This window comes from Micromonospora sp. NPDC048947 (genome assembly GCF_040649495.1).
GTDB lineage: Bacteria > Actinomycetota > Actinomycetes > Mycobacteriales > Micromonosporaceae > Micromonospora > Micromonospora alfalfae.
Genome location: NZ_JBEZFO010000002.1, coordinates 326,030 through 350,846, shown reverse-complemented (window position 1 = coordinate 350,846; position 24,817 = coordinate 326,030). Strand labels below are relative to the sequence as shown.

The 24,817-nt window shown below is 72.8% G+C and carries 21 protein-coding genes; 11 read left to right on the top strand and 10 right to left on the bottom strand.

From position 1 onward, the window contains the following. Positions 1-91: 91 nt before the first annotated feature. From AB0B98_RS05000 to AB0B98_RS04990, 3 genes are all read left to right on the top strand, one after another. Positions 92-1,912, top strand: coding sequence for an ABC transporter (locus AB0B98_RS05000; protein WP_357360994.1), 1,821 nt, complete (start codon positions 92-94; stop codon positions 1,910-1,912). Next, complete coding sequence (locus tag AB0B98_RS04995; protein ID WP_357360992.1) at positions 1,909-3,594, top strand: GTPase; 1,686 nt, start codon at positions 1,909-1,911, stop codon at positions 3,592-3,594. The genes AB0B98_RS05000 and AB0B98_RS04995 overlap by 4 nt, the downstream gene beginning before the upstream one ends. 75 nt (positions 3,595-3,669) lie before the next feature. Next, a complete protein-coding gene (locus tag AB0B98_RS04990) occupies positions 3,670-4,893 on the top strand; it encodes a hypothetical protein (RefSeq protein ID WP_238669747.1) in 1,224 nt (407 codons plus the stop codon). Positions 4,894-4,934: 41 nt separating this feature from the next. Here the strand turns inward: AB0B98_RS04990 and AB0B98_RS04985 are convergent, their stop codons facing one another. Next, on the bottom strand, positions 4,935-5,558 hold the full coding sequence (locus AB0B98_RS04985) for a phosphatase PAP2 family protein (protein ID WP_357360990.1): 624 nt from the start codon (positions 5,556-5,558) through the stop codon (positions 4,935-4,937). 65 nt (positions 5,559-5,623) lie between these two features. Then, entirely contained in the window at positions 5,624-6,520 is an 897-nt protein-coding gene (locus AB0B98_RS04980; protein ID WP_357360988.1) for a hypothetical protein, read from the bottom strand. 525 nt (positions 6,521-7,045) lie between these two features. Between AB0B98_RS04980 and pdhA the strand changes: the two genes are divergently transcribed. The 6 genes from pdhA (at position 7,046) to AB0B98_RS04950 (ending at position 16,054) form a co-directional block, all read left to right on the top strand. Beyond that, positions 7,046-8,221, top strand: coding sequence for a pyruvate dehydrogenase (acetyl-transferring) E1 component subunit alpha (gene pdhA, locus AB0B98_RS04975; protein WP_238669744.1), 1,176 nt, complete (start codon positions 7,046-7,048; stop codon positions 8,219-8,221). Further along, positions 8,221-9,210: an alpha-ketoacid dehydrogenase subunit beta gene (locus tag AB0B98_RS04970; RefSeq protein ID WP_357360986.1), complete on the top strand. Its 990-nt coding sequence runs from the start codon at positions 8,221-8,223 to the stop codon at positions 9,208-9,210. The genes pdhA and AB0B98_RS04970 overlap by 1 nt, the downstream gene beginning before the upstream one ends. Continuing rightward, positions 9,207-10,715 (top strand): dihydrolipoamide acetyltransferase family protein, encoded by a 1,509-nt coding sequence (locus AB0B98_RS04965; protein ID WP_357360984.1) that lies wholly within the window; start codon positions 9,207-9,209, stop codon positions 10,713-10,715. The genes AB0B98_RS04970 and AB0B98_RS04965 overlap by 4 nt, the downstream gene beginning before the upstream one ends. A gap of 218 nt (positions 10,716-10,933) precedes the next feature. Further along, entirely contained in the window at positions 10,934-11,071 is a 138-nt protein-coding gene (locus AB0B98_RS04960; protein ID WP_165435866.1) for a hypothetical protein, read from the top strand. A gap of 342 nt (positions 11,072-11,413) precedes the next feature. After that, complete coding sequence (locus AB0B98_RS04955; RefSeq protein ID WP_357360981.1) at positions 11,414-14,104, top strand: hypothetical protein; 2,691 nt, start codon at positions 11,414-11,416, stop codon at positions 14,102-14,104. 117 nt (positions 14,105-14,221) lie between these two features. After that, complete coding sequence (locus AB0B98_RS04950) at positions 14,222-16,054, top strand: NHL domain-containing thioredoxin family protein (protein WP_238669740.1); 1,833 nt, start codon at positions 14,222-14,224, stop codon at positions 16,052-16,054. 32 nt (positions 16,055-16,086) lie between these two features. On the opposite strand, the gene AB0B98_RS04945 is transcribed toward AB0B98_RS04950, so the two are convergent. Genes AB0B98_RS04945 through AB0B98_RS04935 form a run of 3 tightly spaced genes read right to left on the bottom strand, consistent with a single transcriptional unit; the run spans position 16,087 to position 18,411 of the window. Beyond that, a complete protein-coding gene (locus AB0B98_RS04945) occupies positions 16,087-16,836 on the bottom strand; it encodes a 5-oxoprolinase subunit PxpA (RefSeq protein ID WP_357360979.1) in 750 nt (249 codons plus the stop codon). Beyond that, positions 16,820-17,683 carry a biotin-dependent carboxyltransferase family protein gene (locus tag AB0B98_RS04940; RefSeq protein WP_357360977.1) on the bottom strand — a complete coding sequence of 288 codons (864 nt, stop codon included), beginning with the start codon at positions 17,681-17,683 and terminating at the stop codon, positions 16,820-16,822. The genes AB0B98_RS04945 and AB0B98_RS04940 overlap by 17 nt, the downstream gene beginning before the upstream one ends. After that, positions 17,680-18,411, bottom strand: coding sequence for an allophanate hydrolase subunit 1 (locus AB0B98_RS04935; protein WP_357360975.1), 732 nt, complete (start codon positions 18,409-18,411; stop codon positions 17,680-17,682). Before AB0B98_RS04935 ends, AB0B98_RS04940 begins: the two co-directional genes overlap by 4 nt. A gap of 107 nt (positions 18,412-18,518) precedes the next feature. Here AB0B98_RS04935 and AB0B98_RS04930 point away from each other — a divergent pair, with 107 nt between their 5' ends. Beyond that, positions 18,519-19,196, top strand: coding sequence for a hemolysin III family protein (locus AB0B98_RS04930; protein ID WP_238669736.1), 678 nt, complete (start codon positions 18,519-18,521; stop codon positions 19,194-19,196). Between the two features lie 241 nt (positions 19,197-19,437). On the opposite strand, the gene AB0B98_RS04925 is transcribed toward AB0B98_RS04930, so the two are convergent. Continuing rightward, positions 19,438-19,725, bottom strand: a complete 288-nt coding sequence (locus AB0B98_RS04925; RefSeq protein ID WP_238669735.1) for a DUF6458 family protein — start codon at positions 19,723-19,725, stop codon at positions 19,438-19,440. Positions 19,726-19,837: 112 nt separating this feature from the next. Between AB0B98_RS04925 and AB0B98_RS04920 the strand changes: the two genes are divergently transcribed. Then, positions 19,838-20,377 (top strand): histidine phosphatase family protein, encoded by a 540-nt coding sequence (locus tag AB0B98_RS04920; RefSeq protein ID WP_238669734.1) that lies wholly within the window; start codon positions 19,838-19,840, stop codon positions 20,375-20,377. Between the two features lie 48 nt (positions 20,378-20,425). On the opposite strand, the gene AB0B98_RS04915 is transcribed toward AB0B98_RS04920, so the two are convergent. From AB0B98_RS04915 to AB0B98_RS04900, 4 genes are all read right to left on the bottom strand, one after another. Further along, positions 20,426-20,695, bottom strand: coding sequence for a DUF6458 family protein (locus AB0B98_RS04915; RefSeq protein ID WP_030487564.1), 270 nt, complete (start codon positions 20,693-20,695; stop codon positions 20,426-20,428). Positions 20,696-20,908: 213 nt separating this feature from the next. After that, positions 20,909-22,765, bottom strand: coding sequence for an acyl-CoA dehydrogenase (locus tag AB0B98_RS04910; RefSeq protein WP_357360971.1), 1,857 nt, complete (start codon positions 22,763-22,765; stop codon positions 20,909-20,911). Between the two features lie 128 nt (positions 22,766-22,893). Continuing rightward, complete coding sequence (locus AB0B98_RS04905) at positions 22,894-24,018, bottom strand: PP2C family protein-serine/threonine phosphatase (protein ID WP_238669762.1); 1,125 nt, start codon at positions 24,016-24,018, stop codon at positions 22,894-22,896. 104 nt (positions 24,019-24,122) lie between these two features. Further along, the gene (locus AB0B98_RS04900) at positions 24,123-24,761 is read right to left on the bottom strand and encodes a septal ring lytic transglycosylase RlpA family protein (protein WP_238669732.1); all 639 of its coding nucleotides are present in this window, start codon (positions 24,759-24,761) and stop codon (positions 24,123-24,125) included. Between the last annotated feature and the right edge of the window lie 56 nt (positions 24,762-24,817).

The window sequence follows — 24,817 nt, the reverse complement described above, 5'->3', positions numbered from 1 at the left end:
ATCGTCAAGTTGACTTGAGTCAACCCGACGCAACCCAGCCGTTATTACCGTCCGGTTGTCTTCCCTTGCATCGGTCGGGCACGCTTTAGCGGTGACGACGCACGGCGATCCCGCCACCCGTTCCGGTGCGCCCGCCGTCGCAGCCCGCACCGACCCGCCGGACGCCGCGGGGGAGCCGCCCGCCACTACCGGGGACGACAGCCTCCCCGGCGCACTGTCGGGCCTCCGGGAGGCGATCGGCGCGGCCCGGTATCCCCTCGCGCTGCCCTCTGCCAACTCTGCCCGGCACAGCGCCACAGCACTCACCGACCAGCTCGACGACTACCTGCTGCCCCGGCTCGCCCGGTTGGACGCGCCACTGCTCGTGGTGGTCGGCGGCTCCACCGGCGCGGGTAAGTCGACCCTGGTCAACAGCCTGGTCAAGGCCCGGGTCAGCGCGGCCGGCGTGCTCCGGCCGACCACCCGCTCCCCGGTGCTGGTCTGCAACCCGTCCGACGCGGCCTGGTTCCGGCAGGGTGACCTGCTGCCCGGGCTGACCCGCACCACCGAGCCGAGCGACGATCCGCGCGCCCTGCACCTCGTCACCGCCCCGGCCCTCCCCGCCGGGCTGGCCTTCCTCGACGCGCCCGACATCGACTCCGTCGTCGACGCCAACCGGGCGCTCGCCACCCAACTGCTGGCCGCCGCCGACCTGTGGCTCTTCGTCACCACCGCCGCCCGGTACGCCGACGCGGTGCCCTGGGAGCTGCTGCGCAGCGCCCGGGCGCGCGGCGCGGTGATCGCCATGGTGCTGGACCGGGTGCCCGCCGAGGCCACCGACGAGATCGCCGCGCACCTGACCGAGATGCTCGCCGAGCAGGACCTCGGCCGGGCGCCGCTGTTCGTGTTGCCCGAGACCTGGGTCGACGGTCAGGGGCTGCTGCCCGAGGGAGTCACCGCCCCACTGGCCGACTGGTTCGCCCGGTTGGCCGCCGACGTGGACGCGCGGGCGGCGGTGGTCCGCCAGACCCTCGACGGGGCGCTGGCCGCACTCCACCCCGCCGTGGAGGATCTGGCCGACGCCGCCGACGAGCAGCTCGCCGCCGCCGACGGGCTGGACGAACGGGTCCGGGCCGCGTACCGGGCCGCCGAGCGCACTGTCGAGCAGGGGCTCCAGGACGGCCGGCTGCTAAGGGGTGAGGTGCTCGCCCGCTGGCAGGAGTTCGTCGGCACCGGCGAGCTGTTCCGCACGCTGGAGGCACGGATCGGCCGCCTCCGGGACCGGGTCGTGGCCGCCGTCACCGGTCGGCCGGCGCCCGCCGCCGAGCTGCGCAACGCCATCGAGTCCCAACTGGTGACGCTGCTGCGCGGGGTGGCCTCGGAGGCCGCCGAATCCGCCTACACCGGGTGGAAGGCACACCCGGCCGGTGCCGGGCTGCTCGACCCGGCGCTCGCCCACCCGAGCGACGACCTACCCGAACGCGCCGAGCGCATGGTCCGGGACTGGCAGCGCGGTGTGCTGGAGCTGGTCCGGGTCGAGGGCGGTGACAAGCGGTTCGTGGCCCGCACCGCCGCGTACGCGGTGAACGCCACCGGGCTGGCCGTGATGATCGCCGTCTTCGCCTCCACCGCGTTCATCCCGACCGGGCTGGAGCTGGCCACCGGGGCCGGCACCACTGTCGCCGCACAGGCCGTCCTCCAGGCGATCTTCGGCGACCAGGCGGTGCGTACCCTCGCCGCCAAGGCCCGCACCGACCTGCTGGACCGGGTGCGGACGCTGCTCGCCGCGGAGGCCGACCGCTTCCTGAGCCGCACCGCCGACGCCCGCCCCGCCGAAGACGCCGGCGACGGTCTGCGCCGGGCCGCCGGCCGGGTCGAGCTGGCCCGGCACCGCAGCGGCCTGTCCGCCGCCGACGAGGAGGGTTCCCGGTGAGCAACATCGCCGGCCGGGTACGCGAGGTGTTCCGCGGGGACCAGCGGGTCGACGCCGACGCGTTGATCGCGCGCCTGGACGCGGTACGCCGGTTCCTGACCGCCGTGGACGGTCTGCTGCCGGACGCCGACCTGGTGCCCGCGCACACTGTGGTGGAGCGGGCCGGCACCCGGCTCACACTGTCCCGGGACCACACAGTGGTCGCCCTGGCCGGCGCCACTGGCAGCGGCAAGTCCAGCCTCTTCAACGCGCTGGCCCAACTGGAGCTGTCGCCGGTTGGGGTCCGCCGGCCGACCACCGGCGTCACCCACGCCTGCGTGTGGGGGCCGCTGGAGGGCGCCAACCATCTGCTCGACTGGATCGGCGTGCTGCCCCGACACCGCTTCGTCCGGGAGAGCGCCCTGGACGCTGACGACGAGACGGCCCTGCACGGGCTGATCCTGCTCGACCTGCCCGACTTCGACTCGGTGCAGCGATCGCACCGGCTCGAGGTGGACCGGCTCCTGGGCCTGGTGGACCAGGTCGTCTGGGTGGTCGACCCGCAGAAGTACGCCGACCGGGTCATCCACGACAGCTACCTGCGCGAGTTCCACAGGCACCGCGACGTCACAGTGGTAGTGCTCAACCAGGCCGACCGTCTGCCCCCGGCCGAGGTGCCCCGGGTCCTGGACGATCTTCGTCGGCTGCTCGACACGGACGGGCTGACCGGGGTGCCCCTGCTGGCCACCACCGCCATCGACCCGGCCGGGATGGTCGGGCTGCGCAACGCGCTGGAGCGCACTGTCGCCGAGCGGCAGGCCGCGTTGCGTCGGCTCGCGGGTGACGTCGACACTGTCGTCGCCGACCTGGACGAGCTGGTCGGTTCGGCCCGGCCGCCGGGCGGGCCGGACGACACAGCCGTGAACGGGCTGAACCGGGCGTTGGCCGGGGCGGCCGGGGTGCCAGCGGTGACAGAGGCCGTGGAGCGGGCGTACCGGCACCGGGCCGGCGCGGCCACCGGCTGGCCCGTGGTCCGGGGCTGGCGGCGGTTGCGACCCGACCCGCTGCGTCGGCTGCACCTGCCCGGCCCCACCGGCGACCAGGCCGACCCGGCGGAGAGCCTGGTAGCGGCCACCTCGGTACCCGACCCGACGGCCGCCCAACGCTCGGCGCTCGGCCTCGCCATCCGCGCGGTGGCCGACCGGGCCGCCGACGACCTGCCCGCCGCCTGGCCCGGCGCGGTGACCTCCGCCGCCCGGTCCCGCCTCGGCGACCTGCCGGACGCCCTGGATCGCACGATCGCCGGCACCGACCTCGGCCTCGACCGTCGCCCGCTGTGGTGGCGGGTCGTCGGCGGTGTGCAGTGGTTGGTCACCCTCGCCGCGGTGGTCGGGCTGGGCTGGCTGGTGCTCGGCTACGCGCTGCGAGCGCTCGGCCTGCCGGCGCTGGACAACCCGATGGTCGGCCAGGTGCCGCTGCCGACCGTCCTGCTGCTCGGCGGCCTGCTGGCCGGGCTGCTGGTGGCGGCGCTGACCCGGCCGGTGGTGCGTTGGGCCGCCCGGCGCGCCCGGGCCCGCGCCGACCAGCGGCTGACGGCGCGGGTCGCCCAGGTGGGCGACGAGTACGTGCTGGCTCCGGTACGGATCGTGCTCGGCTCGTACGCCCAGGCACGCGACGCGCTGCAGGACGCCGCACGCCGCTGACGCTCCGCACGCCGCCGACGCTCCGCACGGCTCGCTACCGCTCTGCGTACGCCTCGGGCGGCGTAGGGTCGGAGCATGGCCACGCCTCAGACCCCCTACGACGCGGTGCTGCACGCCGCACGCGACGTGACCAAGCTGGAGTCCGCCCTCGACGCCGAGATGCTCGGCAGCGCCCTGCTGGGCAGTGTCTACGCGATCGCGGAGACCGACCGCGACGCCGCCGTACGGGAGTTCGTCACCGGCTTCCTCGCCGCCACCGCCCGCCGCAGGGTCGCGGCGGCGACCACCATCCGGCAGGTCTTCGCCACGCTCGTCCCGACCGCCGAGGGCACCGATCGGGTGCGCGCGGGCAGCCAGGCGCCCACCTGGACAGCCCAGCTCGGCCGGGTGCACCTCACCGGCACCTGGGCGTACGGCGACGTGTACGGCGACCAGACCTCCTACCTCGCGACCTTCGCCTACGACGACGAGTCCGGCGGCTCCGAGCACGCGCTGGTGGCCCTGGTGGACCACAACATCGGGATCACCAAGGACATCTTCGTGGGCGGGCCGGCCGAACGGATCCTGGACCAGGTCCGGCAGATGTGCGCCGACGACGAGCTGACCTGGTTCCGGACCGAAGATCCAGCCCGGTTCCGGGGCGAGGTGGCTCGCCATCTGGCGGTCACCGACGACCTGGGCGAGTTGCCCGGCGAGGGGTCGCTCGCCACCGACCGAGCGTTGGTCGGGGCCCGCCTGGCGGTGCTGCCCACCGCTGCCGACCCGACCGGTCCGGCGGAGGTCGAACCGCTCTCCGCGGCCGAGCGCACCGACCTGGTCCGACGGTTCCTCGGCGCGCCGGAGGCCGCCCGCTTCGGGCTGGACACCGTCGACGGCCCGGAGTTGGCCTCCCTGCACTTCTGCCTGAGCCTGCTGCTGGACCACTCGGCGAGCTTCCCGGACGCCGATCCGATGCGCTGGAGTCCCGCGGTGTCCGGGCTCTTCCTGCTCGACTGGGTGCACCGCCGGGCCGTGCTGGACATGGACGACGCGGCGATGCTCCCCCGGGTGCTGCGGGCCTGGGCGCGGTACGCGTCGCGCCAGCGCGGGCTGCCCGAGGCGGCGGCGACGCGCACCGACGAGGCGATCGAGGAGATGGTGCCGGAGTTCGCCCGGCTCTACTCGACCGGTGAGCGGCGCAGCGCGGCCACCGCAGCGGTGGCGCAGCTGATGGCCGACGGGGTGGACCCGGACGACCCGGCCGCGCTGGACGCGTGGATCGAGGCGAACCGCCACCGCCTCGCCGACGACGGCGCCTGACGACGTCCGAGGGTGGGTGGCTCCGCGCCGCCCTCCCTCGGCTAGCGCAGCGGGCCGAAGATCAACGCGGCGATCAGGGCGCCGAGCGCACCTCCGGTCAGCACCTGCGCCAGCGTGTGGTCTTTGAGCCGTACCCGGGACCAGCCGACCACCGCCAGCAGCGGTGCGGCGACGACCAGCCGGGTCCCGAAGGTCAGGATCAGGATGACCAGCGTGCCGGCGGCCACCGCCGAGTGGATCGACATCTTCCACCAGTGGCTGACCGACACGGCGACGACGAGGCCGACGAGGCCGGACACCGCCAGTGCCAGCACCTGGCGGGGCGCGCCGAGCACGGCGAGCAGGGCGAGCCCCGCAGCGACCGAACCGAGGCCGACCAGCAACGGCGCCCGGCGCTGCTCCCGGCGGCCGACGTGGTGGTCGGTGAGCCGGCCACGGCGTACCCCGCCGACGATGTAGGCGAACGGGATGCCGGTCACGAAGAGAGTGGCGAGCAGACCCCAGACCAGGCCCTGACCGGGGCGGCTGGCGCTGTGCCAGCTCACTGTGATGATCAGCAGCGACACGAGCACCGCCGGGGCGGTCACCTCGGTGACCAGCCGGGCGATCCGCAACCCCGGGCCGGGCCGGGTGGCGACCGGGCGGGGTTCCGCACCGCCGCCCACGCCGCCCCCTCCGGTACGCGCCTACCGCCGAACGCCGCCGTCGCCGGACTGGCCGCGCCTGATCGTCACCGTACCGTCGGCGACGCCGCGGGGTCTGTCGGTCCGGCCAGTGGCGCCGGGCTGACGCTGGGCGTCGAGGCGACGACCGACGGCGACGGGGTCGCCGGGTCGGGTCGGCGGGTCGGTACCGCGGGCGGCGTGGGTGTGAGGGCCGGGACGGACCGGGTGCTGGTCGGCACGGCGGTCGCTGTCGCGTCGTCGGTCGGCGTGGGTGTCGGGCCCAGCGTGGGCGTCGGTTCCACGGTCAGGGTCGGGGTCGGATCGGGACCGTCCGAGCCGGTCGGGTCCGGGCCCGGCGAATCGGTGGGGTCCGGCGAGTCGGTCGGGTCGGGGTCGGTCGGGGTCGGGTCCGGCGAGTCGGTCGGGTCGGGGTCGGTCGGGTCCGGGCCCGGCGAGTCGGTCGGGTCGGGGTCGGTCGGCGGTGGCGGAGCAACGGGCGGGGGTACCGGCGGCGAGGTGCTCCGCGTGGGTTTCGGTGCCGCCGGCGGGGCGGTCGTCCACCGGGCGGGCCCGGCATCGGCGGCGGGCCCTTCCCGTGGACGAGACGGGGCGGCCGGGAGCCAGCCGCTGGTCGGGTCGACGCTGGGTGTGCCGAGCGGGGGAAGCGGTGGTTGGCTGGTCATCGGCATGGGGATCACCACCGGCCCGACGGACGGGGTCGGCATGAACGGGGTGCTGCTGTCCGGTAGGGCGGTGCTGCCCGGGGTGGCCGAGCCCGCGCTGATCGCGGCGAGGATGGGCATCGACGCCGTGCCGGCCAGCAGCGCGACGGTGAGCAGGTAACCGCGGGAGGGGCCACCGGCGCCGGGGGCCCGGTGGACACCGACCACCCGGCGGTAGCCGCCGGCCGACCGGTGCCGACCGAGCGCTGGTGTGCCGGGACCGTCACCTGGCTCGTACACCGCACACCCCTAGTCGTCGGCCGTCGGAGGACATCAATGGACGCCACCGGGGGGCAAAAAGCCGACAATTAACCCGATAGGCGCGATCCTGCGGGAATCAGCCTCGCGCAGTCACAGTGGGTCAGCCAACCTCCACCGCGTGTCGACACGCAGTGCTGCCCGAACGGTGACGAATCGTGGCGCAACGCACGGGAAACGCGGGCCGGCATGATGGCGACAAACGGCGTCAAAGCATGGGCTGTCGGATTGCGGAGGCAGGCGTACTGTGGGCGCGCTCACCTGCTCTGCGAATATGGAGCACGACGGCAACGCAGCCGTGACCTCCGCGCACCCTCGCGGCAGGCGCGGTTGAGCGCCGGCGCTCCCGATCCGGGTTCGGCCAGAACCCGGATCACGCCGTGCGGCAACCCCCACCGGGGCTAGGCGCGGCCGCCAGGAACCGGTCCGGCAGCAGCCGGGCAGGCGCACGAGTTGCGCGGCCGGGTGACCCCCCGGTGCCGACGCAGACACGACAGGGAGAGACCGATGGCAAAGGGCGACCCCGGGGGCACCACCCGCAGCAGGCGGGCTGCACCCCGCTCCAGGAAGGGCGCGGCCGGCGACCCCGCGCTGGTGCAGCTCCTCACCCCCGAAGGCGAACGGATCGACAGCGCCACCGGGCCGGACGGCACCGAGTACCGCGTCGACTTCACCGACGAGGAATACCGCGGTCTCTACCGCGACCTGGTGCTGGTCCGGAAGCTGGACGCCGAGGCGACCGCTCTCCAGCGCCAGGGCGAGCTGGGCCTCTGGGCCAGCCTGCTCGGCCAGGAAGCCGCCCAGGTCGGCTCCGGGCGGGCGCTGCGTACCCAGGACATGGCCTTCCCGACCTACCGGGAGCACGGCGTCCTCTACTGCCGGGGCATCGACCCGATCATGCCGCTCGGCCTGTTCCGCGGCGTCGACCAGGGCGGCTGGGACCCGAACGAGTTCAAGTTCAACATGTACACGATCGTCATCGGGGCGCAGACACTGCACGCGACCGGCTACGCGATGGGGATCACCATCGACGGCAAGACCGGCACCGACGACGGCGAGGCGGCGATCGCCTACTTCGGCGACGGCGCCACCAGCCAGGGCGACGTGAACGAGGCGTTCGTCTGGGCCAGCGTGTTCAACGCGCCGCTGGTCTTCTTCTGCCAGAACAACCAGTACGCGATCTCCGAGCCGCTGGAGCGGCAGACCCGTGTCCCGCTCTACCAGCGGGCCGCCGGCTTCGGCTTCCCCGGCGTACGGGTGGACGGCAACGACGTGCTCGCCACGTACGCGGTCACCCGCACCGCGCTGGACAACGCCCGCCTCGGGCAGGGCCCGAGCCTGATCGAGGCGTACACCTACCGGATGGGCGCGCACACCACCTCCGACGACCCGACCCGCTACCGCATCGCCAGCGAGGTCGAGGCGTGGCAGGCGAAGGACCCGATCGCCCGGGTCAAGGCCTTCCTGGAGAAGCAGCAGATCGCCGACGCGGGCTTCTTCGCCGAGGTCGACGAGCAGGCCCGCCGCGAGTCGGTGCACCTGCGCGAGCGGGTGCTCGAAATGCCGGACCCGGAGCCGGTGACGATGTTCGACAACGTCTACCCCAACGGGTCTCCGCTGCTCGACGAGCAGCGCGCGAAGTTCAGCCGCTACATGGAGTCGTTCGAGGGGAGCGCGCACTGATGGCCACGGAGACGCTCACCATCGGCAAGGCCCTCAACACCGGTCTGCGCCGCGCCCTGGAGAACGACCCCAAGGTCGTCATCATGGGCGAGGACGTCGGCAAGCTCGGCGGCGTCTTCCGGATCACCGACGGTCTGCAGAAGGACTTCGGCGACCAGCGGGTGATCGACACCCCGTTGGCCGAGTCCGGCATCATCGGCACCGCTGTCGGTCTGGCCATCCGCGGCTACCGGCCGGTCTGCGAGATCCAGTTCGACGGCTTCGTCTACCCGGCGTACGACCAGATCGTGTCGCAGGTGGCGAAGATGCACTACCGCTCGGGCGGCCGGCTCAGCATCCCGATGGTGATCCGGATTCCGTTCGGCGGAGGCATCGGCGCTGTCGAGCACCACTCCGAGTCGCCGGAGGCGTACTTCGCGCACACCGCCGGCCTGAAGGTGGTGACCTGCGCCAACCCGCAGGACGCGTACGTGATGATCCAGCAGGCCATCGCCTCGGACGACCCGATCGTCTTCCTGGAGCCCAAGCGGCGCTACTGGGAGAAGGGCCAGGTCGACCTGGACGCGCCGCTGTCCGACGCGTACCCCCTGCACTCGGCCCGGGTCGTGCGGCCCGGCACCGACGTCACCGTGCTGGCCTACGGCCCGATGGTGCGGACCTGCCTGGATGCGGCGACCGCCGCCGCCGAGGACGGCCGGGAGTTGGAGGTCATCGACCTGCGCTCGCTCTCGCCGCTGGACCTGACCGCGGCGTACGAGTCGGTGAAGCGCACCGGCCGTGCGGTCGTGGTGCACGAGGCGCCGTCCAACATCGGCCTCGGCGCCGAGTTGGCCGCCCGGATCACCGAGGAGTGCTTCTACTCCCTGGAGTCGCCGGTGCTGCGGGTGACCGGCTTCGACACCCCCTACCCGGCCGCCCGGGTGGAGGAGGAGTACCTGCCCGACCTCGATCGGGTGCTCGACGCCGTCGACCGCACCTTCGGCTGGTGAGCGACATGTCCCGGATCAAGACGTTCAACCTGCCCGACCTGGGCGAAGGGCTGACCGAGGGCGAGATCCTGGCCTGGCTGGTCAAGGTCGGCGACACCATCGAGCTGAATCAGCCGATCGTCGAGGTGGAGACGGCGAAGGCGGCGGTGGAGATCCCGGCGAAGTGGGCCGGCCAGGTCCAGGCGATCCACCACCCGGAGGGCACCACTGTCGAGGTCGGTACGCCGATCATCGCGATCGACACCGACCCGGGCGCCGGGCCGCTGGACGCGCCGTCGACCACGGCCACGCCCAGCGGTGACCTGCCCACCCCGTCGGCGGCCTCGCTGGCGGCGGTGGAGGTGGCACCGGCCGAGGGCATGATCGAGCCCGGCCTGATCGGCGGCGCGGCCCCTGGCGGGCGGACGGCGGTGCTTGTCGGCTACGGCCCGCGTACCACCGCCGCGAAGCGTCGCCCCCGCAAGGGCGCGGTCCCGGCGCAGGCCGTGACGGCGCCCGCCGCCCCCGCTGGGGTCGATCAAGGAGTTGTGGTGGGTGACACAACAGCCGCGACCGCCACGATTCCGGCACCACAAGTGCATGATCGACGCGGTGAGGCGGTGGCGAGCCGCGGGGCGACCGGCGGGGTGCTGGCCAAGCCGCCGGTGCGCAAGCTCGCCAAGGACCTCGGGGTCGACCTCGCCACGTTGACCGGGTCGGGGCCGCTCGGCTCGATCACCCGGGAGGACGTGCAGCAGGCGGCGAGCGGCGCGAGCGTGGTGGTCGCCGAGCCGATCGCGGCCACGACCGCGCCCAGCTTCGGCGCGGACCGGGAGCAACGCATCCCGGTCAAGGGCGTCCGCAAGCTGACCGCCGAGAACATGTCCCGCTCGGCGTTCACCGCCCCGCACGTGACGGAGTTCCTGACCGTCGACGTCACCCGGGCGATGAAGGCCCTGGACCGGCTGCGCGGCCGACGGGAGTGGCGCGACGTACGGGTCTCGCCACTGCTGCTGGTGGCGAAGGCGGTGCTGCTGGCGGTGCAACGGCACCCGATGGTCAACTCGACCTGGGCGGGCGACGAGATCGTGGTGAAGGAGTACGTCAACCTCGGCATCGCGGCGGCCACCGAGCGCGGTCTGATCGTGCCCAACGTCAAGGACGCCGGCCGACTCTCGCTGCGGGAGTTGGCGGACGCGCTGACCGACCTGGTGCAGACGGCGAAGTCCGGCCGCACCTCGCCGGCTGCCATGTCCGGCGGCACCCTGACCATCACCAACGTCGGCGTGTTCGGGGTGGACACCGGCACACCGATCCTGCCGCCGGGAGAGTCCGCGATCCTGGCCTTCGGCGCGGTGCGGGAGATGCCCTGGGTGCACAAGGGCAAGGTCAAGGTTCGCCAGGTCACCACGCTGGGGCTGAGCTTCGACCACCGGATCATCGACGGTGAGCTGGGCTCGAGGTTCCTGCGGGACATCGGCGACTTCCTCACGGATCCGGAGGCGGCGCTGCTCGCCTGGACCTGATCGTTTCGAACGCCAGCCACGGCCGGTGTGCCACGGGTTAACGCCCGGCACACCGGCCGTGTCCGTTGGGCGACGAAACCGTCGGCCGGATGGCCTGTTGACCTTTGATTGTTAGGCAGGTGTCTCAGCTCACCTAATAATCGATGGAATTTCCCCGGCTTCTCCTGTTGAATAGATGCATCAGGGGCTGACAACCGAATAGCTAGGGGGACCCACCAATGAGCATGATCGAGCGAATCCGCAACCACCGCGACGCGACCCGCCGCGCCCGTGCCATCGAGCACGCGCTGCGCTCGGCGAACTCGCCGGCGGTTCGCGAGGAAATCCTCGTCATCGCCCAGCGTCACATGAGCTGACGCTCCACTACATTCCTCACCTCCTCCAGATCGATGGCCCACCCGGCCCACCGGGTGGGCCATCGGCGTTTCCCAACCACCACCACCGGGATTCCGCCCTGCCGCAGCGCCCGGTACGGTGGGCTTCGGTCGCCGCCCGCCGACCCGGCAGAGGCCGAGCCGACAGAACTGCTCGACATCAACCGGCAACGGTGAGTGACGGCCAGTGCTCCTTGGACGTGTCGTGCCACCACCCGATACCGTGCGGGGAGCCGGCACAGCGGTACGCCGGTGACGGCGGCAGCCGCGCCGAGGAGACCGATCGGCACCGGCGAGCCGACATGTGATGGAGGAGGCGCACCCATGACGTCCGAGGGCCCGCACCGACCCGGCCAAGAGCCGGACGAGGTGTCACCGGGCGCCGGCGGACCGGCGCCGTACGGCGACCGCCCGGCGCAGCCGGACAACGGCCAGAACGCCGCCGGCCCCGACCTGGGCTGGGCGCCCCCGCCCCCGACGCGGCCAAACCCGTCGGCGCCGGCATGGGCGACCCAGTCCGAGCAGCCCACAGCCCCCGCCTGGGGTGCCGCCGCTGCGCAGCCCAACGACCCGGCGCAGCCCGCCTGGGCCGCCGGTGGTGGCGCGAGCGAGCCGCCGCAGCAGCAGCCCGCCGGGTGGTCCGGCAACGACGGCGCGCAGGCTCCGGCACAGCCCGACCCCTGGGCCGCGCAGCAGCAGGGCTGGACCCCGAACGCCCCCGCCGAGCAGCCGGACTGGGCGCAGGCCCAGCCAGCCGCACGGGGCGCCGCGCAGGTTCCCCCGGCCACCGCCGCCTGGCCCGCCCAGGAGGACCCGGCCAACGGCTGGGGCGGCGCGGCGCAGGCCAACCCGCCCGCAGCTGACTGGCGGGCGACCGAATCTCCGCAAGCCGACGCGCCGCAGGCCGCCGGCTGGTCCGGCGGTGCCCAGCAGGACCAGGCCACCGGCAACGGCGGCTGGCCCGCCGGCGGCGCCGCCCGCGACGACCAGCCGGTGTGGACGCCGGCTGAGCAGTCGCCACCGACCTGGGGCCAGCCCGCCGAAGCGACCGAGCAGCCCGCCCCCGGCTGGGGTCAGGCCGCCCAGCCGAGCCCGGCCCGTGGTGCCGCCCAGGTCCCGGCCCCGACGACGAACTGGCCAGCGCAGGACGATCCGGCCAACTCCGGCGGGTGGGCCGCGCAGCAGCAGCAGGCGCAGCCCGCACAGTGGAACGACGGCGGCGACGCACGTCAGGACCAGCCCGTGCAGCCGGCCGCCTGGGGCGAGGCCGAGGGCCGTCCGCAGCAGCCCGACTGGGTGCTCTCCCAACCGGAGCAGCCGACCGAGCGGCCGGAGCAGGCAGGGTGGACCCCGGCGGAGCCGAGCAACCTCCCCGCCCGGGCCAGCGCCAGCGTGCCCACCAGCGGCGGCGCGCCCAACTGGGCCGCCGGGCCGGACAACGCCGCCCAGGGCAACTCCGGCGGCGTGCCGGAGGCCGAGCCGTGGGCCCCCGGTGAGGTGTGGGGTCGCGCGGAGGCCGAGGCTTCCGCCCAGTCCCGTGGAGGCTGGGAGGCGGACCGGGCCGACGAGGCACCGGCCTACCAGCCCGGGCCCGCGCCGGGCATCTCGCCGGCGAACGCGGTGCCGCTGCCTCCGCAGGAGCAGCGCGTCCCGGGCGCCAGCCTGGCTGCCGCCCCACCGTCCGACTACGCGCCCCAGGCCCAGTTCGCTCCGATCCCCGAGCAGCCCGCCTACGCCGAGCGGGAGACTCCGGACGCCCCCGCGCAGTACGGTGGCCGCCCCGACGACGTCTCCGCGAGCGGCGCTGTGGTGCCCGCCCCGCGTACCTCTCCGGAGTCCGGAGCGGGCCGCGCGGTCGTACCGGTGGCGGACGCCGAGTCGGCAGCTGGTGCAGCGGCCCGGGCCACGGCGAGCGCTTCGGTGCCGCTGGCCAGCCGGGTCATGCCCCCGACCGACCAGGCCATCCGACCGACCGGCACCGCCAACCCGCAACCCCGGGTGTACGGCCGTCCGGCACGACCGGAGCCGGAGGCCGAGCCGGAGCCGGAGGCGTTCCAGGGCGACTCGGGCACCGACCGCCAGGGTGCTCCGGAGTGGCAGAACGACGCGCCCCGGCAGGCCACGCCCGACTGGCAGCACGAGGGGCAGCGGCAGATCGCTCCCGACTGGCAGAACGACGCGCAGCGGCAGCAGTCCGCACCCGACTGGCAGAACGACGCGCAGCGGCAGGCTGGGCCCGGCTGGGGCGGCGAGTCCCCGGCCGATCCGCGCTTCGACGACCGGCAGCCCGCACCGAACGCGTTCAACGAGGCCCCGTCCGCGCCGCCGGCGTTCCCGCCAGGTGTGCCGTCGTTCGTCGACGCCCCGGGCAACAACAGGCCGATGAACGGCACCCGCCCGCACTCCGGTGCTGAGCCGCCGGCGGACCAGTTCGGCGGCCCCGGGGCGCCTGCCGCCGGCACCGCGAACGCAACGGCTACCTTCGGTGCGCCAAACTTCGGTGGCCCGGGCTCCGGCGCGCCGGGCTTCGGCGGGCCGGCGACCGAACCAGTGCCGGGCGGCGGCTTCCCGCCGTCGTTCCCGCCACCGACGCAGCCCGCGCCGTCCTGGGGCCAGGAGGCCGGCCAGAATGACCGGGGCCGATTCGACGCGTTCAAGCCGGACGCCGACGAACCGAAGGTGGAGCCACCGACGCCGAAGGTCCGCAACGGTCGGGTGCTGGCCGCGGTGCTGATCGCCGCGATGCTCATCCTGGCGGTGCCGCTCGGCCTGCTGCTGCTGCTCGGCAAGGTCGGCGGAGACGACACGCCGTCCTTCGACCCGGCGGTCGGCACCTGCGTGAAGCAGTCCGGGCAGGGCGGCGCCTCGGCAGCGGACTGCGGCGAGGCGGGCGCGTTCACGATCGTCTCGAAGGTGGACGCCAAGGAGAAGTGCACCGACACGACGCAGCCGCACGTGGTGCTGCCGGGTGAGGGCACCAACCGGGTGCTCTGCCTGAAGCCGGCCACGAAGTAGCTGCACCGACGGCGGGGTCACGGGCAACCGTGACCCCGCCGTCGTCGTACCAGCAGGTGGTACCGAATCTCGCCCCCTCCGGCCGGACGCGGGCCGATGGTCAGGCACGATGGGTGCATGAGCGCACGAGTACGGGCTCCCGAACTGCGCGGTCGGGGCTGGCTGAACACCGGTGGACGCGACCTCAAGCTCGCCGACCTTCGCGGCAAGATCATAATCGCGGATTTTTGGACGTTCTGCTGTATCAACTGCCTGCACGTGCTCGACGAGCTGCGCCCGCTGGAGGAGAAGTACGGCGACGTGCTCGTCGTGATCGGCGTGCACTCGCCGAAGTTCGAGCACGAGAAGGACGCCGACGCGCTCGCCGCCGCGGTGGAGCGGTACGGGGTGCACCACCCCGTCCTCGACGATCCTGAGCTGGACATGTGGCAGCAGTACGCGGCCCGGGCCTGGCCGACCCTGTCGGTGATCGACCCCGAGGGTTACGTGGTGGCCACCATGGCCGGCGAGGGGCATGCCGAGGGGCTGGCCCGACTGATCGACGAGTTGATCGCCACTCACGAGGCCAAGGGCACCCTGCACCGGGGGAACGGCCCGTACGTTCCCCCGCCGGCACCGGAGACCGCGCTGCGCTTCCCGGGTAAGGCGGTGCAGCTGCCCAACGGCAACCTGCTGGTCTCGGACTCGGCCCGGCACTCACTGGTCGAGATCGACCCGGACGGCGAGACGCCGGTGCGTCGGATCGGCTCGGGCGAGCGCGGACGGGCGGACGGGCCGGCCGCCGCGGCGACGTTCTCCGAGCCACAGGGGGTGTGTCTGCTGCCCACGCACGTCGCCGAGGTGGCCGGCTACGACCTGGTGGTGGCCGACACTGTCAACCACCTGCTGCGCGGCGTACGGCTGGAGTCCGGCGAGGTGGTCACGGTGGCCGGCAGTGGGCGGCAGTGGCGCGCCGAGGTCGACGACCACGCCCATGACGCGTTCGCCGTCGACCTGTCCTCCCCGTGGGACCTGGCCTGGTACGACGACAAGCTGATCATCGCGATGGCCGGGATCCACCAGCTCTGGTGGTTCGACCCGATCAAGCGGACCGCCGGCATGTACGCCGGCACCACGGTGGAGGCGTTGCGCGACGGCCCGCTGGCCGAGGCGTGGATGGCCCAGCCGTCGGGGCTCTCGACCTCCGCCGACGGCACCCGACTCTGGGTGGCCGACAGCGAGACCAGTTCCGTCCGGTTCGTCGAGAACGGTGTGCTGAGCACCGCCGTCGGGCAGGGCCTGTTCGACTTCGGGCACGTGGACGGTCCGGCGGAGTCTGCTCTGCTCCAGCATCCGCTGGGCGTGTGCGCGCTGCCGGACGGCTCGGTGCTGATCGCGGACACGTACAACGGCGCGGTGCGCCGCTTCGACCCGGCCAGCAACCAGGTCTCCACCGTCGCCGACGGGTTGGCGGAACCGAGCGACCTGGTGCTCACCCCGTCCGGTGAGGTGCTGGTGGTGGAGTCCGCCGCGCACCGGTTGACCCGGCTCGCCCCCGGTGCCCTGTCGGCGGCGGGTGCCAGCACTGTGGACGGGCCTCGGCACCGCACCGAGCGCAAGCCGACCGACGTCGCCGCGGGCGAGGTCACCCTGGACATCGTCTTCACCCCGGCGCCGGGGCAGAAGCTTGACGAGACGTACGGGCCGTCGACCCGGCTGGTGGTCTCCGCGTCCCCGCCGGAGCTGCTGGTGGACGGTGCCGGCACGGGCACCGAGCTGTCCCGCCGGCTGGTGCTCAACGGCGAGGTCACCGCGGGGGTGCTCCAGGTGACAGCGCAGGCGGCGACCTGTGACGCGGACGTCGAGCACGCAGCGTGCCACCTGACCCGGCAGGACTGGGGAGTACCGGTCCGGGTGGTCGACGGCGCGGTGACCCGGCTGCCGCTGGTGCTTCGCGGCCTGGACGCCTGACCCGATCGGAGGGGCCTGCTGGGCCCCTCCGATCAGGCGAAGGGGGCCAGTGTGATGTCGGCGTCGATCAGGGTGGCGCGGACGAGTTCGGCGGCGGAGACCGCGCCAGGGGTGTCGCCGTGCAGGCAGATCGAGTCGACCGAGCACGGGATGACGGTGCCGTCGACCGCCACCACGCTGCGTTCGGTGGCCATGCGCGCCGCCCGTTCGGCGATCTGCTCGGGGTCGGTGATCACCGCGCCGGGGGTGCCGCGCGGCACCAGCGCCCCGTTGGGCAGGTAGGCGCGGTCGGCGAACGCCTCGGCAACCACCGGCAGGCCCGCGCCCACTGCGAGTTGGGCGAGCGTCGAGCCGGGAAGGCAGAGTACGGGCAACTCGGCGTCGTAACCGCTGACGGCGGCGACCACGGCCGCCGCCTGGGACTCGTCGGTGCTGGCCGCGTGGTAGAGCGCGCCGTGCGGCTTGAGGTAGCGGACCCGGGTGCGGAACAACCGGCAGAACGCGTCCAGCGCCCCCAACTGGTAGGTCACCTCGTCGCGTAGCTCGGCGAAGTCGTACGCGATGTGCCGCCGGCCGAAGCCGGCCAGGTCCCGGTAGCCGACCTGCGCGCCCACCGCGACCCCCCGTCGCGCGGCGCCCTCGACGACCCGCCGCATGGTGGACGGGTCGCCGCCGTGGAAGCCGCAGGCGACGTTGGCGGAGGTGACGAGGCTCAGCAGCGCCTCGTCGTCGCCGAGTCGCCAGATGCCGAATCCCTCGCCCAGGTCAGCGTTGAGGTCCATGGAATCTGACGGTAGTACCTGGCCGGGCCTGCGCGAGCGGGGTCACGTCGGTGACCACCCCGATGACTGGGTATCCACCGGTGGTCGGATGGTCCGCGAGGAAGATCAGGGGTTGCCCGTCCGCCGGCACCTGCACCGCGCCGAGCACGATGCCCTCGCTGGGGAGTTCGCCGGCGACCGCGCGGGGCAGCGCCGCGCCGGCGAGCCGCGCGCCGACCCGGTTGCTCACCGGGCTGATGGTGTACGCGCTGCCGAAGAGCTTGTCGAACGCTGTCGGCGTGAACCAGTCCTCGCGAGGACCGGGGCCCAGCGTCAGGTGCAGCTCTTCAGGCGGCGTGGGGCACACGGTCAGGTCCACCGGTGCGGGGGTGCCGACCTGATCACCGACCGGCAGCAGGTCGCCGTCCCGCAACGGAGGTGGGCCGAGCCCGGAGAGGGTGTCGGTGGCCCGGCTACCGAGCACCGGTGACACCTCGATGCCGCCCGCCACCGCCAGCCAACTCCGTACGCCCCGCCGGGCAGGACCGATCCGCAGCACCGTTCCGGCCGGCACGCTGAGCGGGCGTCCGGTGTCACCGGGCCGGACACCCGCCTGGACGGGGACCTCGGCGCCGGTGACCGCCACCGTGGCGGCCCGGGTCAACCGTAGGGTGCAGCCGGTCAGGGTGATCTCCAGGCCGGCCGCGTGCTCCGGATTGCCGACCAGCCGGTTGGCCAACCGCAGGGCAGCCGGGTCGAGGGCGCCGGACCGGGGCACTCCCAGGTGCGCCCAGCCGGGCCGGCCCAGGTCCTGCACTGTGGTGAGCGCACCGGCGCGGAGCACCTCGATGGCGGCCGGGTGGGTCACGCCGCCACCATCCGCACAGTGGTGCCCGGGCCGAGTCGGGTCGGCGGGTCGGCTGCCACGTCGAACAGCACCAGGTCGGTCCGACCGACCAGCAGCCAGCCGCCGGGGGAAGCGCCCGGGTAGATGCCGGCGTACGGGCCGGCCAACGCGACCGAGCCGGCCGGAACCCGGGGACGGGGTGTGGCCAGCCGGGGCAGCGCCAACTCGGCGGGCAGCCCGGTCAGGTAGGGGAATCCGGGGGCAAATCCGCAGAAGGCGACCCGGAACCGGGTGCTGGTCAACCGGTGTCGCACTGCCGGCACGTCCACGCCCCAGTGTTCCGCCACCGCCGGCAGGTCCGGCCCGTCGAAGGTGACAGGCACCAACACGCCCGCCGCGTCGTCGGCTTCGTCTTCGGCTGTGGCGTTGTGGTCTTGATCTTGGGCGTCGGCGTCGGCGTGGGCGTCGGCCTGGTTGGAGCGGGTGGTCGCGGCGGTGACGGCTGCCGCCCATCGGGTCAGCTGCTCGGCCGTTGTGGTCGGGTCGGGCAGGCCGTCGAGCAGCACGGTCCGGGCCGCTGGCACGATCTCCACGGCGATCAGGTCGCCCCGCTCCCGACGCCGCCACAGCTCGGCCCGCCACGCTTCGACTAACGCGGCCTCCGGGACGTCGGCGACGGCCTCGGGGGTGTCGGCGGGGGCGGTGCAGTCGAGTAGCAGGGCGTGCGCCCCGACGGGCCGGATCCGCATCCGCTCATCCTCGCCGATGTCGTGCCGATCCGGTGTTCACGTTGACGGTGCCGGGTGTCACCAACGCCACTACTTACAAGTAACCTACGGTGCCGTAACCTGACTGGGTGACCACCTCCGCCCCGCTTCGCCTGAAGCCGGTCGACATCGGTAAGCCCCGGATGCGCGGCTGGCTGCACACGTACGCCTTCTTCGTCGCAGTGGTCTGCGGCATCGTGCTCTGCTCGATCGCCGCGACCCGGCCGGGGTGGGCACCGCTGGTGAGCTGCCTCATCTACAGCCTGACGGTCTGCGGGCTCTTCGGCACGAGCGCGCTGTACCACCGTCGTGTGTGGTCAGAGCGCGGCTACCAGGTGATGCGCCGGATGGACCACTGCATGATCTTCGTGTTCATCGCCGGCACGTACACACCGCTCTGCGCGATGCTGCTCGCGCCCCGGCCGGCCACCGTGATGCTGGCCCTGGTCTGGGGCGGCGCGCTGGCCGGCGTGGCGATCAAGGTGGTCTGGCCGCACGCGCCGCGCTGGGTGTCCGCGCCGCTCTACCTGGCGCTGGGCTGGGTGGCGGTGGCCATGCTGCCGGAGATCCTGCACGGGGGCGGCGTCGCCGCATTGGTGCTGCTGATCGTCGGTGGCGCGATTTACAGCGTCGGCGCGGTCTTCTACGCGTTGCGCCGACCCAATCCGTGGCCGACCGTCTTCGGCCACCACGAGTTCTTCCACGCCTGCACGCTGCTGGCGGCGCTCTGCCATCACATCGCGATCTACTTCGCGCTGTTCGCCTGACCCAGCGGTCCGGGGCGCACGGGCGCGGCCCACACCCGTCCATGCCGAGCTCCATGATCGTGCTCGATCCAGGATGTAGTGGCCTCGTTCGCCCCCGAGAGCCCTGTTTCCTTGATCGAGCACGATCATCGGGATCGGGCACCCACCTCAAGATCCGCGAGGGCGCGCGGCACCGAGGCCCGGCCCGGACGCAAGCCGGGGCCCCGCGACGCTGCGGGACCCCGGAGTGTGTGGGCGAGGATCAGACCGGCCGGCCCGGCCGACGCACCTCGCGGTACTCCTGCACGACCTGGTCGTTCTGGACCGGAACGACCCGGTCGGCCACCACGCGCTCCTCGCGCACCGGCGCGGCGACCACCGCGCGGCGGCGGTTGCTCCAGAAGTAGAGGGTGGCGAGCAGGCCGGCGACGCCGGCGAGCATCAGCACCCAGCCGACGACTGACAGGTCCAGCCAGCCAAGGTCGGCTTCCACTGCGAACGCGAAGATCGCGCCTAGCGCGATCAAGAAGATGCTGCCACCAATGCCCATGTCTCGCTCCTCGGCTCTAACCTGGCGTACGTCGCGCCGCGGCCGTCGGTAGGGGTGCGGCATCCATCGACTTACCCAGGCACGGAGATCGCCAATCGGGCAAGCTGGGGGCATGACGGACGCCGACCCCGACACACGGACTCTGGTGTTGCTGCGGCACGCGAAGGCCGAGCAGGGCAGCGACGCGGCGGACGACGCGGAACGGCCGCTGAGCGCACGCGGGAACGCCGACGCGGCTGCGGCTGGGGCGTGGTTGGCGCACCAGGGGCTGCTGCCCGACGTGGTGATCTGCTCGACGGCCCGACGCACCCGCCAGACCTGGCACGGGGTGGCGATGGGGATGACCGGTTCACCGCCGGAGGGTGGCCCGACCGGTCCTCGCCCGACCGTCCGTTATGAGCCGGGTGCGTACGACGCGCATCCCGAGGAGTTGTTGTCGCTGGTCCGCACTGTGGATCCGGCGGCCCGCACGGCGTTGCTCATTGCCCACAATCCGGGCATCTCCCTGCTCTCCGCGTTCCTCGATCCCGAGGGAGTGGGCGACGAGGGTTTGCGCACCGCCGAGCTGGCGGTGCACCGCTGCCCGCCTGGCTGGGTGGAGTTGAGCAGGGCGGGAGCACCGCTCGCGGCTCGACACACCGCACGCGACTGAGCCACCCGCCGATCGACGGGTGGCTCAGGGGTACGCGTTGCGCGGGGATCAGGACGGCGGCGCTGTTGGTGGCGGCGGATCCGGCGGCGGTGGCATCATCGCCGTCGGATGAGACAGCCGGTTCTCCTCCACGATGAGGGTTCGAGCCCGCTTGCGCCGGTCCTGCCAGAACCAGACAGTGGTCAGCAGTACGGCCAGCCCGGCCAGGATGAACACCCAGCCGACGGCGCGTACGTCGATCCACCAGACGTTGGCTCTCAGCGCGAAGGTCAGGATCGCGCCGATCGCGATGAGAAAAATACCGCTTCCTACACCCATGTGCGCTGCACTCCCCCGTGCGGTGGCTCTGGGCGTTCCCTTTCGAGGTCACGCGACGGTTACCCGCCACGCCAGCGGCATACCCGACCGGGCTCGGCCAATACGTGCCGCCGCCGGGCGGAGACGGCGACGGCCGGCGGGGCAGAAGCCCCACCGGCCGTCGCGCGGTGCCGGGTGGTGCGACCCGGAACCGTCAAACGTGCCGTGGCCTGCTCAGAAGGCCTCCTCCGGGAGGTCCATGATGTCGAGGTCGGTGCCCTCGATGATCCGCCGGTCGGCGCCGATGCGGGGCAGCACCTCACGGGCGAAGAAGCGGGCAGCGGCCACCTTGCCGGTGTAGAACGCCTTGTCGCTGGCGGACACCTCGCCGGCCAGGGCCTTCAGCGCCACCTCGGCCTGCTTCTGGAGCAGCCAGCCGACCACCAGGTCGCCGATCGCCAGCAGGAACCGCCGGCTGCTCAGCCCGACCTTGTAGAGGGCGCGGGTGTCGCCGCCCTGCGCCTCGCCCAGCCAGCCGGTCATCACACCGAGGATGTTCTGCACCTCGCCGAGCGCCTTGCCGAGCGCCTGCCGCTCCTCCTTGAGCTGGCCGTTGCCCGCCTCGGAGGAGATGAACTCCTGGATCTCGCCGGCGACCGCCATGAGTGCCTTGCCGTTGTCCCGCACGATCTTGCGGAAGATCAGGTCGAGGCTCTGGATGGCGGTGGTGCCCTCGTACAGGGTGTCGATCTTGGCGTCGCGGACGTACTGCTCCAGCGGGTAGTCCTGGAGGAACCCGGAGCCGCCGAAGGTCTGCAGGGCCTCGTGCCCGAGCATCTCGTACGCCCGCTCCGAACCGACGCCCTTCACCAGCGGCAGCAGCAGGTCGTTGACCCGCTTGGCCAGCTTGGTGGCCTTCTCGTCGCCGGCCGCCTCGGCGATGGCGACCTTGTCCTGCCAGGTGGCGGTGTAGAGAACAAGGGCACGAAGCCCCTCGGCGTACGACTTCTGCAGCAGCAGCGAGCGGCGTACGTCCGGGTGGTGGGTGATGGTGACCCGGGGGGCGGTCTTGTCCGCCTGCTGGATCAGGTCGGCGCCCTGCACCCGGTTCTTCGCGTACTCCAGGGCGTTGAGGTAGCCGGTGGAGAGGGTGGCGATGGCCTTGGTGCCGACCAGCATCCGGGCGTACTCGATGATCATGAACATCTGCCGGATGCCGTCGTGCTTGTCGCCCAGCAGCCAACCCTTGGCCGGTACGCCGTGCTCGCCGAAGGTCAGCTCGCAGGTGTTGGAGACCTTCAGGCCCATCTTGTGCTCGACGTTGGTGGTGTAGACGCCGTTGCGCTCAGCCAGCTCGCCGGTGGTCTCGTCGAAGTGGAACTTCGGCACCACGAAGAGCGACAGGCCCTTGGTGCCGGGGCCACCGACGCCCTCCACGCCCACCGGGCGGGCCAGCACGTAGTGCACGATGTTGTCGCTCAGGTCGTGCTCGCCCGAGGTGATGAAGCGCTTCACGCCCTCGATGTGCCACGAGCCGTCCGGCTGCTGGATGGCGCGGGCGCGGCCGGCGCCGACGTCCGAGCCGGCGTCCGGCTCGGTGAGCACCATGGTGGAGCCCCACTGCTTGTCGATGAAGAGCTTGGCCCACGCCTTCTGCCGCTCGGTGCCCTCGACGTGCAGCACGTGCGCGAAGGACGGGCCGGAGGCGTACATCCAGATGGGGGCGTTCGAGCCGAGCACCAGCTCGGCGAGGGCCCACCAGAGGGCGCGGGGGGCGTTGGTGCCGCCCAGCGCCGGCGGGAGGTCCAGGCGCCAGAACTCGGAGTCCATGAACGCCTGGTAGGACTTCTTGAACGACTCCGGCAGCGGCGCGGTGTGCGTGGCCGGGTCGAAGACCGGCGGGTTGCGGTCGCTGTCCGTGTAGCTGGCGGCCAGGTCCTCGCGAGCGAGGCGGTCAAGCTCGGAGAGGAAACTGCGGGCGGTGTCGGCGTCGAGTTCGGAGTACGGTTCCTGGCCGAACGCCTGGTCCGCCCCGAAGACCTCGAACAGGTTGAACTCGAGATCCCGGAGGTTGCTCTTGTAGTGGGTCATGCTCGCTGGCCCCGCTTCCGGACAGGTGTTACCGATCAGTAACCCCGACTGTATTACTCGCGGGTAGGCAGCGACAAGCGGATCACCCAAGTGACGGCGATTACACACCCGCGGGCGAGGTCGGCCGCTCAGCTCTCGGCGGCGCCGACCTCCCAGCTCGGGACGGCGACGGCAGCGCCGGTACGGGCACCCACATACTCCATCAGGACCAGCGCGATGTCGTCGTCGAGTCGACCGTGCACCCACTCGACCAGGGCGGTCTCCAGCGATGCCAGCCCGTCGGCGACAGTGCCATGGCCCAGCAGTCGCCAGGCCCGGTCGGCGGTCGGGAAGAACTCGCCGTCGCGCCGCGCCTCGCCGAGTCCATCGGTGAACAGCAGCAGCCGGTCCCCGGGCTCCAGGCGTTCGACCCGGGGGCGGACCACCGGCATGAACCCGAGCGGAGGCGCCGGGGCCGGCGGTTCCAGCGGGATCACCGCACCCCGGCGCAGCAGCAGCGGTGGCGGGTGCCCGCAGTTCACGATCGTGAGGGTGCCACCACGCTCCTCGACCAGTGCCGCCGTGACGAAGTCCTCGTCGCCGACGTTGCGGGCGACAGCGCGGTCCAGGTCGGCGACGACGGCCCGCAGGTCGGCCCGCTCGTACGCCACGTGCCGATAGGAACCGAGGACGATGCTGGCCAGCCGGACCGCGTCCAGACCCTTGCCCCGCACGTCACCGATGATCATGCGGACGCCGTAGGGCGTGTCGATCGCCTCGTACAGGTCGCCGCCGATCTCCGCCGTCGCTGTGGAGGAGATGTAGCGTCCCGCTACCGAGAGCGTGCCGACCTGCGGCCCGAGCGGGCGCAACACCGCCTGCTGGGCCACCGCGGCGAGCTTGGTCAGCTCGACGATCCGCTCGGCCTGCCGCTGGCGAACCCACGCCACCGCCACTGCCATGCCGGTGGCGAGCGCGACCGCGACAACGTTGACCGAGGTGACCAACGAGACCTTCGGCGCGACCAGCGCGAAGCCGGCGCCGATCACCGTCGCCGCGACGCCCACCCCCAGGACCACCAGCCAGGACGCCAGGGCGGCGGCGAGAACCGGCGCGGCCGCCAGGAGCGCGACGTAGTGCACCTTGCGGCCGTCCGCCGCCTCCACCGCCGACACGATCGCGAGCAGAGCGAGGGCCGCGCCGAGGCCGGCGCGGGATCCGGGGCTCAGCGGGCGACGGCCCGACTGGAGGAGTCGCGTGGATACGACTGACAGTTTGCCTGATCCACGTGAACCGGTGAATGAACCTGACCCGTCGTCCGAGGAGGTTCTGTCCGGCCGGCCCAGTCGGCCGGCCGAATCGGCGTCGCCGGTCCCGCTCAGCCGAGGACCTCGTAGCGGACGGTGAGCGCACCGACGTCGACCGAGGCGATGCTGGCGAAGGCGGCCCGGGAGAGGTCCAGGCAGCGGCCGTCGATGAACGGGCCGCGGTCGTTGATCCGTACCGTCACCGACTTGCCGTTGGCCGGGTTGGTCACCCGGACCTTGGTGTTGAACGGCAGCGTCTTGTGCGCGGCGGTCAGCGCGTTCGGGTTGAACGACTCGCCGTTGGCGGTGAGCTGCCCGTCGGAGTAGAACGAGGCGCCGCACGAACCGCTGTCCAGGACCTTCGCCGCGGCGGTGGTCTTCTTGACTGTCGGCTTCGGCTTCGGCTTCGGCGACGAGGTGCGCTCCCTGCCCCGGGAGGCGGCCTGCTGCGACCGGGTCGCCGACGGGCTGGCGGTGACGCTGGGCGAGGCGCTGGCGCTCGGGGTGACGGCCGGGGAGCTGGGGGTGAGGCTGCTCGCGGCGGTGGTCGGGGTGAGGTCGAGAGCAACCTGCCCCGACTGGTCGGAGCCGGAAACCAACTGCACGGCACCTACGGTGCCTCCGACGGCGAGGGCGACGCCGACCGCCGCGGTGGCCACGATGCCCGCCGGGGAGGAGAAGATGCGGGTACGAGAGTGCTTGCCTACCACCGGCCCGGTCCTTTCGTCGTCTGAACAAACCGGGTCGGACCGTAACGAGAGAAGTA